Consider the following 13237-nt stretch of genomic DNA (forward strand, 5'->3'; position numbering starts at 1 on the left):
GCCTAGTGCGGGTTTTTTATTGCCTGCGATTTGGCTTCCAGGTTTCTCGGTCGCAGGAGTCCTGTACAGACCAGTCAGCGGTGAAGCGCTCTCACGTAGGGTGGGTTAGGCGCACGCTGCGGATAACGAGGACTCAGTAAGCTCTGTTGCGCCATAACCCAGCGAGGGCGCAACCCGGGCAATAGTCTGGTGGGTTACGCGGCGCGCCACGTTTGCTGTGTCTGCTCGCCCTGCGCTTAGCGCCGCTAACCCATGGTGCGCGACCTCAGTGCAGCTTGAGGCGCGGCTCGGTGCTGCGGCCGATGCGGTCGCCCAGCATCATCAGTAGGGTGCGCACGGTGCCGTAGAGGGCGATCTGGTGCATGCGGTACAGCGACACGTAGAACATCCGCGCCAGCCAGCCTTCGAGCATCACGCTGCCGGTCAGGTTGCCCATCAGGTTGCCAACCGCGGAGAAGGTCGACAGCGAGATCAGCGAGCCGTAGTCACGGTAGCGATACTCCGGCAGGGCCTTGCCCTCGATGCGCAGCTTCAGCGATTTGGCCAGTAGCGAGGCTTGCTGGTGCGCCGCCTGGGCGCGTGGCGGCACGTTCTTGCCTTCGCTGCCGGGCTGCGGGCAGGCCGCGCAGTCACCGAAGGCGAAGATATTGTCGTCGCGGGTGGTCTGCAGGCTGGGTTTGACCTGGAGCTGGTTGATGCGGTTGCTCTCCAGGCCGTCCAGATCCTTGAGGAAGCTGGGGGCGCGGATGCCGGCCGCCCAGACCTTGAGGCTGGCGGGAATCTCCTGGCCATCGGCGGTGTGCAGGGCGTCCTGGGTGACCTGGCTGACGGCGGCCCCGGTCAGTACGGTGACCCCGAGTTTTTCCAGGGTCTTGTGTACCGGCTTGCCGATGCGTTCCGGCAGGGCGGGCAATACCCGCGGGCCGGCCTCGATCAGGGTGATGCGCATATTTTCCGGGCGGATGCCGTTCAGTCCGTAGGCTGCCAGTTCGTGGGCCGCGTGGTGCAGCTCGGCGGCCAGTTCGACGCCGGTGGCACCCGCGCCAACGATGGCCACGTTGATTACCCCGCTGCTGCTTGCCTGGTTGGCGTGGGCGCGCAGGTAATGGCTGAGGAGCTGGTGGTGGAAGCGTTCGGCCTGGTCGCGGGTGTCGAGAAACAGGCAGTGCTCGGCTGCGCCGGGCGTGCCGAAGTCGTTGGTGGTGCTGCCGACGGCGATCACCAGGCTGTCGTAGCCCAGCTCACGCTCGGGCATCAGCAGGGTGCCGTCGTCATCCAGGGTGGCGGCCAGGCGCACCCGCCGTTGGGCGCGATCGAGGCCGGCCATGCGTCCGAGCTGGAACTCGAAGTGGTTCCACTTGGCCTGGGCCACGTAGTTCAGCTCGTCCACCGAGGAATTCAGCGAGCCGGCGGCGACTTCGTGCAACAGGGGCTTCCAGATATGGGTAAGGTTGGCGTCGATCAGGGTTATCTGGGCCTGGCCGCGCTTGCCCAGGGTTCTACCCAGGCGGGTGGCCAGCTCCAAACCGCCAGCACCACCGCCGACAATCACTATTCGATGAGTCATTTGCGACACTCACAAGGCTTTTAGGAAAACGTGGCGAGTCGACATGGGCGAGCGCAATGCAGCTCATAGCACCAGTCGACTCAGAAGGCGGCTTAACAGGCCCAGCCCGATCACGATGGCGACGATGACCGTCAGCAATCGCCAGACCCTGAAGGGTTGACGCTCGATCTGGTGCTGCGGGGCACTCAGATACTGCTCGACGCGTTTCTGGTCATCAGCATTCAGGCGGCTGGACATAGGGATCCTCGCGGGCTCGGGGCGCTCGGCAAGCGACGCTGCTTGCGGGGGCGTGGTTGAGCGATGGTGGGCATTCTAGCGGTGTGCCTTACAGCGGCTCAACGCACAGTAAGTCATTCAGGCGAATAATGCCGCCCTGAAGTACCCGTGCGGTGATGCCGCCATGCCCGCGCACGGCCTGAAAGGTGCCGTTGCCCAGGCGTTCCTCCAGGCGCGCACAGGGTTGGCACCAGCCGGTGGTCTGCAGAATCGCCTGGCCGAGGCGAAAGCGCCGGCCCTTGAGGCTGAACAGATTGATGCCGCTGATGGCGATATTGCGCCGTAGCTCCTGCGGGGTGATCGGCTGCTCAGGCGGGCGCTGGAGCAGTGCGCCGATCACGGCCAGATGTTCCCACTGGATCAGGGTGACCTGCCGCGCATTGTGCAGGCCCGGGCGGCTGTGGTCGCCGGTCAGGCCGGCTTCGCGCCGGGCTTCCACCGCCTGCAGTTCGAGCATCTCGGCCCGCGCTGCCGGGCGTACGCCGATCCAGCGTACCCGGCCTTGTTGCGGCACGGCGGCGAGCAGTTCCTGCAAGGGACTCACAGGCTGATCCCTACGTCGAAAAGCACGCTGCGGCCGAGGTTGCTGCGCAGGAAATCCGGCGCATCCGGATGGGCAAAGAGCACCCGGGCGAAAGTCGGCCCGACCAGCGACAATGAGCGCCAGCCCTGGCGCAGGAACTCGGTGGGCGGCGGGAAATGGCTGTTGAAGTCGGGGGTGGCGCGCTTCAGGCTGACAAAGGCGAGCAGGTCCAGCTCGCCCAGGTCCATGCCGCGCTCGCCGTAGTTGTGGGCCTTCTTGCGCAGGGTGGGGCTCAGGCGCTGCTGCAGTTCGGCCGCGCCGATGCGCCGGGGCCGGGCTTCGCGGCGCACCAGCTGGCTGAGGGAGAAGGCGCTGCGCCGGCGCTCCAGCTCGGCACGCCACTCGTCGTTCAGGCGGCGGCCCTCATCCAGGACAAAGAACACCTCGAAACAGGCATCGCGAAACAGCACGTCCGGCGGATCCTGCTGGGCGGCGCTGAACTCGTCGAGGCGATGGCTGACGTTGAGTGCTTGCAGCAGGCGCTGGCATACCCAACGCTCACGCTCCCATTTGCGGGCATTGGAGAGAAAGGCATTGGCCTGTTCGGCCTGATGGGTAAGCAGGCGCAGATAATCCGAATCGTCCATGTTGTCAGCTTAGCCTGCGCGGCCGGGTTGTTGGTATACCCCGGTGCGACAGGATGTTCTGTCGCGAGGCTGGATGCGAAAGGCCTCATTCACCCTGCGGCGCGCTCGGTAGATCCTGTGTTTCTACGCAAGCCTCGCAGGCCGTAGGAGCGGGCCATGCCCGCGAAACGCATCGCAGCCTGTAGCTACCCGCAAACTGATAATCGCAATGGCACCCCAGTTTGCTGCGCGACAGCGCGGCAGGGATCTCCTGCGCGTCCCCCGAGCCCGTAGCCCGTCTACGGATAAGCCCTGGTGCAACCCGGCAAAGAGTCGACAGCCGAAGCTGTGGTCATGTCCTATATGGCGGATACGCCCCGCCTACATGCCCTTGGACTGCGATGGTCCGCGCCGGCTCTCTGCGTCGAGCTGCCTTGCTCATCTTCTGCTTTCGCAGGCAAAATCCGGGTTGCTGACGTGCTCTTCCGTCGGCTTATCGGGGGACGCCATGATCGCTGCCGAACTGCTGCAACCCGCCACCCAGCTGGCCGGCTGGTTGCTCTACCTGCCGCTGCTGGGCTGGGCGCTGTGGCGTGCGCCCTGGCTGGAACTGTTCAGCGATCTGCGCCGGCAGCATCTCCTGGGTGGTACGGCCCTGGTGCTCTTTGTGTTGTGGCTGGTGCGACGCGATTTCGATTCCGGCCTGTCTTATCACTTTATCGGCATGACGGCGGTGACCCTGCTGCTGGACTGGCCGCTGGCGGTCCTGGCCGGCGTTGCCGCACAGCTGGGGATGGTAGCGCTGGGGCGACAGGATCTGGCCGCCCTGGGCGTCAATGGCCTGCTGCTGGTGGCGATTCCCGTGGCGGTGACCGAAACCTGTGCGTTATGGGTCGAGCGAGCGCAGCCGCGCAACCTGTTCGTCTATATCTTTTTCAGCGGCTTTTTTGCCGCGGCCCTGGCCGTATTGCTGTGCGTCGGCGCGGGGTTCGCCGTGTTGTGGATGGATGGTCTGTTTCCCATGCCGCCCTGGCTGGGGGACTTTATCGGCTACCTGTGGCTGGTGATGTTCCCCGAGGCCTTTATCAACGGCATGCTGGTGACGGCGCTGGTGGTGTTCTACCCGGACTGGCTGGAAACCTTCAATCGCTCGCGTTATCTGGCGGCACCCTGGAAGGACGATAACCACCCCGAGTGATAACGCGTCCTTCGGCGCGCTTATCGAGGCGGGCCGGTTGATCCAGGTCAAGGTGCGGCGCGGCCGGTTTGGCACGCTCGCCCAGGACAACTGAGGAGGTGTGAGATGGGCATGCACAAATGGGCCAGAGAGGAGCTTGAGCAGAGCCTGCAGCGCGCCCACGAGCAGGGCTTCGATAGCGCGCTGAGCCTGCGCGCGCTGCTCAGTGCGGTGGTCGAGCGCAGCCGATTGCAGCGTGACCATGCCGACCTGGCCGCCGAGCTGCAATTTCTGGCCGATAACCTGGACGATGAGCGCGACTATGGCTTTATGCGGCCCTAGACGCGATCAGCGTGAGGTTAGGCCGCTCTTGTAGGGTGCGCCGCGCGCACCGAGGCCACACCCGTCTCTCGCCGAATGGGGCACTCTACTCGTCTGATGGCGATCAATGCTCGCGCGGTGGCAGTTCACCGGAAAACAGATCGTCTTCCAGCGAGTTGCCGGGTATGGCGTGATCCTCCGAGGCCCAGGCCCCGAGGTCGATCAGCTTGCAGCGCTCCGAGCAAAAGGGTCGGCTAGGGCTTTGCGGGCCCCATTCGACGGGTGCGCCGCAGGTCGGGCAGGCAACGGTGGTGGGGGTGCTCATGCTTGGCCTCCGCGTAGGGTCAGGTAAAAGTTGTGCAGGCGCTCGACCTCGGCTTGCAGCCAATGCAGGTCGCGATCGTTAACCAGCACATCGTGGGCATGCTGCAGGCGTTCGCTGCGGCTGGCCTGGGCCTTGAGGATGGCCTGCACCTGTTCCTCCGAGCTCTGGTCACGGGCAATGGTGCGCTGGATCTGCAACTGTTCGGGGGCATCCACCAGCAGCACGCGCTGGGTCAGCCGGTGTTGCCCGGACTCGATCAGCAGGGGCGAAACCAGGATCGAATAGGGCGATTCGGCGCGGGCCAGATAGTCCATGATCTCCTGGCCAATCAGCGGATGCAGCAACGCCTCCAGCCAGCGTCGTTCATCGCTGTCGGCAAAGATGCGCGCGCGCAGGGCGCTGCGATCCAGCTGACCGTCGGCTTGCAGGACGCCGCCGCCAAAGTGCTCGACTATCTTGTCCAGCGCCGGCCGGCCCGGCTCGACCACCCAGCGTGCGGCGTGGTCGGCGTCGACCAGGTGCACGCCCAGGTCGATAAAGTGTTGCGCAACCGCGCTCTTGCCGCTGCCAATGCCGCCGGTTAGGCCAAGAATCCAGGGTTTCATAGTCCGTACATCATATGCCGTAGAAGAACGCGGATTGTAGAGCACCCGGTCGGGGGCTGGCGAACCGCATGGCCGTTTGCCTGTTGCGGCGTGGCCGTGCAGCGTCGCACGGCCTCTATGATCTGCATTCGGGAGCGGTGGTAGGGGTGGTGCGCGCGGCGCACCCTACGGGGGCTAGCAGGCAGTTTTTCAGTGGCTTGGTAGAGGGGGTTTACAAAAGTAGCGAGCGATGGCCAGGCAAGGCGAAATCAGCCGAGAAAGCGGAGTGTACGAGTAGTACATGAGCATTTTGAGGCTGAGTTCAACGCAGCATGGCCGAGCGCAGTAATTTGTAAACACCCTCTTAGCGGAACCCGGCAATCTGCAGATAACCACTGGTAATCTGCTCGCCCCAGAGCAGGGCGATCCAGCCGGCGATGGCCAGGTAGGGGCCGAAGGGGATCGGGGTGCTGGTTTCTGCGTTGCGCAGGCGCAGCATGATCAGCCCGAGCACCGCGCCGACCAGCGAGGACAGCAGAATGGTCAGCGGCAGCACCTGCCAGCCGCCCCAGGTCCCGAGCATGGCCAGCAGTTTGAAGTCGCCATAACCCATACCTTCCTTGCCGGTAATCAGCTTGAACAGCCAGTACACCGACCACAGGCTCAGGTAGCCGGCCACCGCGCCCCAGAGTGCGTCTTCCAGGCTGGTAAACAGACCGAAATGGTTGAGGATCAGGCCCAGCCACAGCAGCGGCAGTACCAGGGCATCCGGCAGCAACTGGTGATCGGCGTCGATCAGGCTCATCGCCAGCAGCCCCCAGGTCAGCAGCAGCATGCCGCCGGCCTGCCAGGTGAAGCCGAAGTGCCAGGCGATATAGGCCGAGAGCAGGCCGCAGCTCAGTTCGACCAGGGGGTAGCGCTTGCTGATCGGCGTCTTGCAGCTGGAGCATTTGCCGCGCAGAAACAGATAGCTGATCACCGGGATGTTTTCCCAGGCCTTGATCTCGTGACCGCACTGCGGGCATTTCGAGTTGGGTAGCAACAGGTTGAAGGTCGCCCCGCGATCCTCCGCCGGCAACTCAAGCACTTCGCGGGCCTGCTCGCGCCAGTCGCGCTGCATCATCAGCGGCAGGCGATAGACCACGACGTTAAGGAAACTGCCGATCAGCAGGCCGAGCAGCAGCGCAAATAAAACAAAGGCCAGCGCATGGCTGGCCAGAAAGTCGATCACTGGCATAGGTTAGACAACGGAACCGAGCTGGAAGATAGGCAGGTACATGGCAATAACCAGGCCACCAACCAGCACGCCGAGTACCGACATGATCAGCGGCTCCATCAGAGCGGTCAGGCCGTCGACGGCATTATCAACCTCTGCCTCGTAATAACTGGCCACCTTGTCGAGCATCATATCCAGTGCGCCGGATTCCTCGCCAATGGCGGTCATCTGGATGGCCATGGACGGAAATACACCCGTGCTGCGCATGGAAAAGTTCAACTGCATACCGGAGGTGACGTCCTGCTTGATCTTATTCACGGCATCCTTGAATACGATATTGCCGGTTGCGCCTGCCACCGAGTCCAATGCCTCCACCAGAGGCACGCCGGCGGCGAAGGTGGTGGCCAGGGTGCGAGCGTAGCGGGCCACCGAAGACTTGTAGATGATATCGCCGACAATGGGCGCTTTCAGCGCCATGCGGTCGATCCAGTTCCTGAATTTCTCGGAGCGCTTGTTGGTTTCTTTCAGGGCAAAGGCACTGGCGAACATGATAAGCAGAATAACGAACCACCACTTTTGTAAGCTTTGCGATAAGCCGATCACGAACTGGGTGAACGCCGGCAATTCTGCGCCAAAGTTAGCAAATACCGACTCGAATTGCGGTACTACCTTAATCAGCAGAATGGCCGAAACGATAATGGCCACTACGACTACCGCGATGGGGTAGTTCATGGCCTTCTTGATTTTGGCCTTGAGCGCTTCGGTCTTTTCCTTGTAGGTGGCCACCCGGTCCAGCAGGTTTTCCAGGGCACCGGCCTGTTCGCCGGCGTCTACCAGGTTGCAGAACAGGTCATCGAAGTGTTCGGGGCGGGTGCGCAGGGCGGCGGCAAAGCTGTTGCCTGCGGCCACATGCTGTTTGATGTCATCCACCAGCTTGCGCATATTCGGGTTATCGACGCCTTCGGCGATAATGTCGAACGACTGCAGCAAGGGCACGCCGGCTTTCATCATGGTGGCCATCTGCCGCGCGAACAAGGCAATGTCCAGAGGCGTGATTTTCTTGCCGCGACCAAACAGAGACTCGGACTTTTTACGGACCTTGAGCGGGTTGATGCCCTGTCTGCGCAACTGCGCTTTGACCAGTGCCGGGTTTTGGCCGCTGGCTTCGCCTTTTACCTTGGCTCCCTTTTTGTCGGTGCCTTCCCACGCGAAGGTGCTGGTTTTTATTGCTTTCACGGCCATCGGTTAGTCCTTAGTCACGCGGTTCACTTCTTCGAGGCTGGTTATGCCCTGCATGGCCTTCAGTAGAGCTGAGGTGCGTAGGTCATTAAAGCCGTCTTTGCGCATCTGGATCGAGATATCAATAGAATTGCCTTCTTCCATGATAATCCGTTGCAGGGCAGGCGTGTTTTTAACCACTTCATAAATACCGACACGGCCTTTGTAGCCACCGTTGCAGTTTTCGCAGCCTACCGGGCCATAAATCTTGAAGGTGCCCAGCTTGTCTTCTGGGAAACCCTCCTCGAGCAGGGCTTCTCTTGGGATCTGTACCTCTTTCTTGCAGCTGTTACACAGCTTGCGCGCCAGGCGCTGGGCGATAATTAGGTTAACCGAGGTGGCGATGTTGAACGATGGCACGCCCATATTGCGCAGACGGGTCAGGGTTTCCGCGGCGCTGTTGGTGTGCAGGGTCGACATCACCATATGCCCGGTTTGCGCGGCCTTGACCGCGATGGAGGCGGTGTCCAGGTCGCGGATCTCGCCGACCATGATGATGTCCGGGTCCTGACGCAAAAAGGCCTTCAGGGCGGCGGTGAAATCCATGCCCTGCTTGGGGTTGACGTTGACCTGATTGATACCTTCCAGGTTGATTTCCACTGGATCCTCGGCCGTGGAGATATTCACATCCACAGTGTTGAGGATATTCAGGCCGGTATACAGGGATACGGTTTTGCCCGAACCGGTCGGGCCGGTGACTAGAATCATGCCCTGGGGCTGCTTGAGCGCCGCCATATAGAGGTCTTTCTGTGCGGGTTCATAGCCCAGGGCATCGATGCCCATCTGCGCGCTGGTTGCATCGAGAATCCGCATCACGATCTTCTCGCCCCACAGGGTCGGGCAGGTACTGACCCGGAAGTCGATGGACTTGGTTTTGGAAATACGCATCTTGATCCGCCCGTCCTGCGGCTTGCGCCGCTCGGAAATATCCAGGCCAGCCATCACCTTTAGGCGCGCCGATATGCGCGGGGCCAGCTGTACTGGCGGGCGGGCGATTTCTAGCAGGATGCCGTCGGTGCGAAAGCGCACCCTGTAGGTTTTCTCATAGGGTTCGAAGTGCAGGTCGGATGAGCCGCCCTTAATCGCATCCAGCAGCATCTTGTTGACGAAGCGGACCACTGGAGCGTCATCGGCCGCATTGCCTTCGCCCTTGTCCTGGGATTCATCGTTGACCGCTTCGACATCCAGGCCGTCCAGATCGATATCTGCCAGGTCTTCCATGCCATTGCTGGCGTTGTCGAAAAACTTGTCGATGGCATCGCCAAGCTTGTCGTCCTCTACCAGAATCGACTCGGTCGTCATGCCGGTGGAGAACTGGATGTCCGTGATGGCCTGATGATTGCCCGGGTCCGATACCGCAATAAACAGCTTGTTGCCGCGGCGCCATAAAGGCAGCACACGATGCTGTTGAATAAGTTTTTCGCTGACCAGGTCCTTGGGCTGCATTTCTTTGTCAATACTGCTGAGGTCAACAAAGGCCACTCCGAATTGCTCGGAAGCCAGCTCGGCGAGGGCGCGGCTCTTCACCAGCTTGTTCTGCACCAGGTAGGTAACCAGCGAGAGCTTGTTGCGTTGGGCCTGTTGCTGTGCCTGTTGAGCGGTTTTTTCATCCAGCAATTCAGCCAGTACCATCTGCTTGGCTAAGCCGGAGAGCGATACACAGTCATTCATACAAGATTCTCAATTTTGATGTCTGCCTTATAGCCTAGTTGGTTCTGGCTGCCAAACGTGCGGAGAACCGGTGACAAAAAATGGCAGTTAGTGCCGAGTGAGTGGCGTCGGCAGATACCCTGCGTGGGGTAAACGGCATTAATCATGATGTTGTGTGAGTTGGCACGCTGGCTGCATTGAATTTGGCAGGTCGTTGGACCTGCCCATATTTAGGAGAGACTTTAATGAAAGCTCAAATGCAGAAAGGCTTTACCCTGATCGAATTGATGATCGTGGTTGCGATCATCGGTATTCTGGCTGCCATCGCGCTGCCGGCTTACCAGGACTACACTAACCGCGCCAAGGCGTCTGAGGTAGTGCTGGCTGCAAGCTCGGCGCGCACCTGTGTCCAAGAAATTAACCAGAGTGCAAAAAGCTTGGCTGCCGCAGACTTCACGGCATGTTCTACCTCCCAGACGTCGCAGTATGTTGCGTCGGTTGCGGTTGATGCGGCGGGTGTGATCACGGCTACTGGCAGTATTTTGGCGGCAAACGATACTGAAGTTTTGCTCACTCCTACCCCAGCTGATGCCACAACCGGGCCGGTTACTGGCTGGACTTGTACTGGTACCCCGCTGAACTGGATGCCAGGCAGCTGTAAGTAATTAGTTTGTAGTGTTGAGGTGGTTAATCTGTTGGGGGCTTAATTTTTTTGAGTGCATGTTGGCTGTCGTTTGCTCAATTAGAATTCAACAGAAAATAACCTTAACGAATAAATGCCCTGCCTTGTGCGGGGCATTTTTTTGCTTCAATTTATTCGCAGGGCCTATGCATGAACTCAACCTTGAGCCAGAAATGGCTACTGATTCTGGCTTTTGGCATATTTAATTTGGCTTGGCTGTTGCCCAACCATTATTTGCCGTGGGTCGTGGCTTACCAGGAATTTGCTGTTTTTTTTGCGGGTTTGCTGCTGGTCACAGTCATGCTCTTGTCAGGGCGGATGAAGCTTTCGCTGGCGATTATCGGTTTTTTCTTGATGTCAGCTATTCCGCTATTACAGTTGTGGGCAGGCGTGATTTATTTTGCAGGGGATGCTTGGGTCACTTTTTTTTATCTGATCGGATTTGCCCTGATGTTACAGGTTGGCTACAACCTGACTGCCCCGGCAGGGGAGCGTCATCACCTTGTGCAATTACTTGCTGCAGCTTTCATTGTTGGTGCTGTTTTATCTCAGTGGATCGCTATGCGTCAGTGGTTGATGCTTCCGGGGAGTATCTGGGTGGCTGACCTGCGTTTTGGTGGGCGGCCATTTGCCAACTTGGCTCAGCCCAATAATTTGGCAACTCTTTTATGTATGGGGCTGGCAGGTGTTTTATATTTTTATGAGAAACAGTTGCTGAATCGTGTGGTAGCTGCAATTTTAGTTGGTTTTTTACTCTTTGGGGTCGCGTTGACTCAGTCTCGGACCCCTTGGGCTGGTGCGTTGTCAGTAGTTGTTTTTTGGGGTTGGAAGAGTGCTTTCCACAAGTCGCGTTTAACTGTGCGTCAAATTCTCGGATGTCTAGCTATATATAGCTGTTATGTAGTTGTGCTGCCTCATGTTGCCAATTGGCTTGCGCTGTCCAGTAGTGGCGCTATGAGGGCGGGGTCATTAACTGAGCGCTTGAATATTTGGATGCAGCTCTTCAGCTCTGTTTGGCATGGCCCGTTGTGGGGCTATGGATGGGGGCAAGTCAATGTTGCTCAAGTTGAAAATTCTCTGAGTTATCCTGCGGCCTTGATCTCCGCGCACAGTCATAACATTTTACTTGATATGCTGGTATGGAATGGTCCGCTGCTGGGTGTGCTGATTATTTTGGGTGTAGGGGGGTGGCTGTTTAAGTTGTGCCGGTTTGCGCAGGACTCGGAAAGCAAGTTTGCTCTAGTTGCGGCAGGTTTTGTGCTGGTGCATAGTTTGCTTGAATATCCGTTGGAGTATGCTTTTTTTCTTTTTCCGTTGGGCCTGTTGTTAGGAGTCGTTGCAGCCGAGCGGCCGGCTAAGGCGCTTGAAGTAGGCATGCCCCGCTGGCTTTTGAGTATTGTTCTGGCGTTGTTTATAGGTGTTTATGGTTGGGCATGGCGTGAGTACCGTATTATTGATGAGGATTTTCGTTTGATGCGATTTGAGTTGGCTCGCGTCGGCAAGTTAAAAGCGGAGCAGTCAGCCCCGGATGTTATTTTGCTGAGTCAGTTGCGTGAGTTCATTTATTTTGTGCGCACTCCGCCGATCGTTAATATGAATCAGGAACAGTTGGATCGGATGCGACGGGTAGTATACCGGTTTCCAAATTTTTCTGGCTTTCTCCGCTATGCGATTGCGCTGGGGATTAATGGCCAGCCAGATGCTGCGCGGGAGCAGTTATTAATTTTTCGTAGTATTTACGGGGGTAATAACTATGGCCAGGCTTTGGCCGAGTTGAACGCGATGCGAGAGCAATTTCCGCAATTAGCTGCAGTGTTTAATGAATGATTTTTGTGCGGGTTTTTGGGTTTTGTAATTGGTGTCTCGCTTCTTGCAGGGGGCAAGTGGTTGCGTAGTTAGTGTTGGTGTGGAGTTATTGTTCGAGTCTTGGGTGGTCTTGACGCGATGAGTCATCAGGCTCATGGCGGGGCAAAACCCAATAATGCAGTATTAGGTCGCGAGCCTTTATTTGGCCGCTTTTCATCTGCGGGTCATATACTTAATCGCATCGATAGGTCTACTGCTTTTAAGTCCTTGGTCAGTGCGCCAATCGAAATGTAATCCACCCCCGTTTCGGCGATAGTGCGCAGGGTGCTTTGGGTGATGCCGCCGGAGGCTTCGAGTTTGGCTCGGCCCTGGTTGATGGCCACGGCCTGGCGCATCTCGTCCAGGTTCAGCTCGTCGAGCATGATGATATCGGCCCCGGCTTCCAGTGCATGCTGCAGTTCTTCCAGGCTTTCCACTTCGACTTCCACCGGCTTGCCGGGGGCGATTTTGTGGGCGGCTTGTACTGCGGCAGCGATGCCACCGCAGGCGGCGATGTGGTTTTCCTTTATAAGGAAGGCATCAAAGAGGCCTATGCGGTGGTTATGGCAGCCGCCGCAGGTGACCGCATACTTCTGCGCCAGGCGCAGGCCGGGCAGGGTTTTGCGGGTGTCGAGCAGCTTCACCGCGGTGCCTTGCACCAGGTCGGCATAGTGCTGGCAGCGGGTGGCCACGGCGGACAGGGTCTGGAGGAAGTTTAGGGCGCTGCGTTCGCCGCTGAGCAGGGCGCGGGCCGGGCCTTCCAGGTGAAACAGGACTTGGTTGGCGCTGACCCGCTCGCCGTCGCGTACCTGCCAGTGCACGGCGACGCGCGGGTCGAGCTGGCGGAATACCGCGTCGACCCAGGCGGTGCCGGCGATCACGGCAGCTTCGCGGGTGATGATGCTGGCCTGGGCCAGGCGCTCGGCGGGAATCAGTTGTGCGGTTATGTCGCCGCTGCCGATGTCTTCTGCCAGGGCGCGGCGCACATTGGCCTCGATTTCGCTGCTGAGGTCGTCGAGAGTGAGGTTGGGCATGGCGGGCTCCATTGGCTGAGTGCGCCGATTATAGGGATTGGGGCGCGCCCGTGCAGTGCGATTGCCGATTTTGTCCCTACCAGCGGTAATGGTCGCCGGCCTTTATGGGGCTATGCTATCTGGATGAGGGTTG

14 protein-coding genes are annotated in these 13237 nt (G+C 59.3%); 4 read left to right on the plus strand and 10 right to left on the minus strand.

The genetic code is table 11. The annotated features are described in order from the left end of the window. Nucleotides 1-265: 265 nt before the first annotated feature. The 4 genes from AACY13_RS03065 to AACY13_RS03080 form a co-directional block, all read right to left on the minus strand. Entirely contained in the window at nucleotides 266-1567 is a 1302-nt protein-coding gene (locus AACY13_RS03065) for an NAD(P)/FAD-dependent oxidoreductase (protein ID WP_339459227.1), read from the minus strand. 63 nt (nucleotides 1568-1630) lie between these two features. Continuing rightward, a complete protein-coding gene (locus AACY13_RS03070) occupies nucleotides 1631-1804 on the minus strand; it encodes a DUF3094 family protein (RefSeq protein ID WP_339459229.1) in 174 nt (57 codons plus the stop codon). A gap of 88 nt (nucleotides 1805-1892) precedes the next feature. Beyond that, nucleotides 1893-2387, minus strand: a complete 495-nt coding sequence (locus AACY13_RS03075) for an MOSC domain-containing protein (protein WP_339459231.1) — start codon at nucleotides 2385-2387, stop codon at nucleotides 1893-1895. Then, complete coding sequence (locus tag AACY13_RS03080; RefSeq protein WP_339459232.1) at nucleotides 2384-3013, minus strand: DUF1780 domain-containing protein; 630 nt, start codon at nucleotides 3011-3013, stop codon at nucleotides 2384-2386. The genes AACY13_RS03075 and AACY13_RS03080 overlap by 4 nt, the downstream gene beginning before the upstream one ends. Nucleotides 3014-3500: 487 nt before the next feature. On the opposite strand from AACY13_RS03080, the gene AACY13_RS03085 reads away from it, so the two are divergent. Next, nucleotides 3501-4190: an energy-coupling factor ABC transporter permease gene (locus tag AACY13_RS03085; RefSeq protein ID WP_339459234.1), complete on the plus strand. Its 690-nt coding sequence runs from the start codon at nucleotides 3501-3503 to the stop codon at nucleotides 4188-4190. Between the two features lie 105 nt (nucleotides 4191-4295). Then, complete coding sequence (locus AACY13_RS03090) at nucleotides 4296-4511, plus strand: hypothetical protein (protein WP_339459235.1); 216 nt, start codon at nucleotides 4296-4298, stop codon at nucleotides 4509-4511. A 103-nt stretch (nucleotides 4512-4614) separates the two neighbouring features. On the opposite strand, the gene yacG is transcribed toward AACY13_RS03090, so the two are convergent. From yacG to pilB, 5 genes are all read right to left on the minus strand, one after another. Beyond that, nucleotides 4615-4815: a DNA gyrase inhibitor YacG gene (gene yacG / locus AACY13_RS03095; protein WP_339459237.1), complete on the minus strand. Its 201-nt coding sequence runs from the start codon at nucleotides 4813-4815 to the stop codon at nucleotides 4615-4617. Beyond that, nucleotides 4812-5420, minus strand: a complete 609-nt coding sequence (gene coaE, locus AACY13_RS03100; RefSeq protein ID WP_339459238.1) for a dephospho-CoA kinase — start codon at nucleotides 5418-5420, stop codon at nucleotides 4812-4814. The genes yacG and coaE overlap by 4 nt, the downstream gene beginning before the upstream one ends. A gap of 343 nt (nucleotides 5421-5763) precedes the next feature. Continuing rightward, nucleotides 5764-6636, minus strand: a complete 873-nt coding sequence (locus tag AACY13_RS03105) for a prepilin peptidase (protein ID WP_339459239.1) — start codon at nucleotides 6634-6636, stop codon at nucleotides 5764-5766. A 3-nt stretch (nucleotides 6637-6639) separates the two neighbouring features. Beyond that, nucleotides 6640-7857, minus strand: a complete 1218-nt coding sequence (locus AACY13_RS03110; RefSeq protein ID WP_339459240.1) for a type II secretion system F family protein — start codon at nucleotides 7855-7857, stop codon at nucleotides 6640-6642. Between the two features lie 3 nt (nucleotides 7858-7860). Continuing rightward, nucleotides 7861-9564: a type IV-A pilus assembly ATPase PilB gene (gene pilB / locus AACY13_RS03115; protein WP_339459241.1), complete on the minus strand. Its 1704-nt coding sequence runs from the start codon at nucleotides 9562-9564 to the stop codon at nucleotides 7861-7863. Nucleotides 9565-9788: 224 nt separating this feature from the next. On the opposite strand from pilB, the gene AACY13_RS03120 reads away from it, so the two are divergent. Next, on the plus strand, nucleotides 9789-10208 hold the full coding sequence (locus tag AACY13_RS03120) for a pilin (RefSeq protein WP_339459242.1): 420 nt from the start codon (nucleotides 9789-9791) through the stop codon (nucleotides 10206-10208). A 179-nt stretch (nucleotides 10209-10387) separates the two neighbouring features. Beyond that, the gene (locus tag AACY13_RS03125) at nucleotides 10388-12052 is read left to right on the plus strand and encodes a PglL family O-oligosaccharyltransferase (RefSeq protein ID WP_339459244.1); all 1665 of its coding nucleotides are present in this window, start codon (nucleotides 10388-10390) and stop codon (nucleotides 12050-12052) included. Between the two features lie 203 nt (nucleotides 12053-12255). On the opposite strand, the gene nadC is transcribed toward AACY13_RS03125, so the two are convergent. After that, nucleotides 12256-13104, minus strand: a complete 849-nt coding sequence (gene nadC, locus AACY13_RS03130; RefSeq protein WP_339459245.1) for a carboxylating nicotinate-nucleotide diphosphorylase — start codon at nucleotides 13102-13104, stop codon at nucleotides 12256-12258. Between the last annotated feature and the right edge of the window lie 133 nt (nucleotides 13105-13237).

It is taken from the genome of Pseudomonas sp. EA_105y_Pfl2_R69, assembly GCF_963970915.1.
Taxonomy (GTDB): Bacteria; Pseudomonadota; Gammaproteobacteria; order Pseudomonadales; family Pseudomonadaceae; genus Aquipseudomonas.

What these genes read in the sequence shown, in the direction of transcription:
- AACY13_RS03065 (WP_339459227.1), bottom strand. Translation starts at nt 1,567, where the DNA reads ATGACTCATCGAATAGTGATTGTCGGCGGTGGTGCTGGCGGTTTGGAG.
- AACY13_RS03070 (WP_339459229.1), bottom strand. Translation starts at nt 1,804, where the DNA reads ATGTCCAGCCGCCTGAATGCTGATGACCAGAAACGCGTCGAGCAGTAT.
- AACY13_RS03080 (WP_339459232.1), bottom strand. Translation starts at nt 3,013, where the DNA reads ATGGACGATTCGGATTATCTGCGCCTGCTTACCCATCAGGCCGAACAG.
- AACY13_RS03085 (WP_339459234.1), top strand. Translation starts at nt 3,501, where the DNA reads ATGATCGCTGCCGAACTGCTGCAACCCGCCACCCAGCTGGCCGGCTGG.
- AACY13_RS03090 (WP_339459235.1), top strand. Translation starts at nt 4,296, where the DNA reads ATGGGCATGCACAAATGGGCCAGAGAGGAGCTTGAGCAGAGCCTGCAG.
- yacG (WP_339459237.1), bottom strand. Translation starts at nt 4,815, where the DNA reads ATGAGCACCCCCACCACCGTTGCCTGCCCGACCTGCGGCGCACCCGTC.
- coaE (WP_339459238.1), bottom strand. Translation starts at nt 5,420, where the DNA reads ATGAAACCCTGGATTCTTGGCCTAACCGGCGGCATTGGCAGCGGCAAG.
- AACY13_RS03105 (WP_339459239.1), bottom strand. Translation starts at nt 6,636, where the DNA reads ATGCCAGTGATCGACTTTCTGGCCAGCCATGCGCTGGCCTTTGTTTTA.
- AACY13_RS03110 (WP_339459240.1), bottom strand. Translation starts at nt 7,857, where the DNA reads ATGGCCGTGAAAGCAATAAAAACCAGCACCTTCGCGTGGGAAGGCACC.
- pilB (WP_339459241.1), bottom strand. Translation starts at nt 9,564, where the DNA reads ATGAATGACTGTGTATCGCTCTCCGGCTTAGCCAAGCAGATGGTACTG.
- AACY13_RS03120 (WP_339459242.1), top strand. Translation starts at nt 9,789, where the DNA reads ATGAAAGCTCAAATGCAGAAAGGCTTTACCCTGATCGAATTGATGATC.
- nadC (WP_339459245.1), bottom strand. Translation starts at nt 13,104, where the DNA reads ATGCCCAACCTCACTCTCGACGACCTCAGCAGCGAAATCGAGGCCAAT.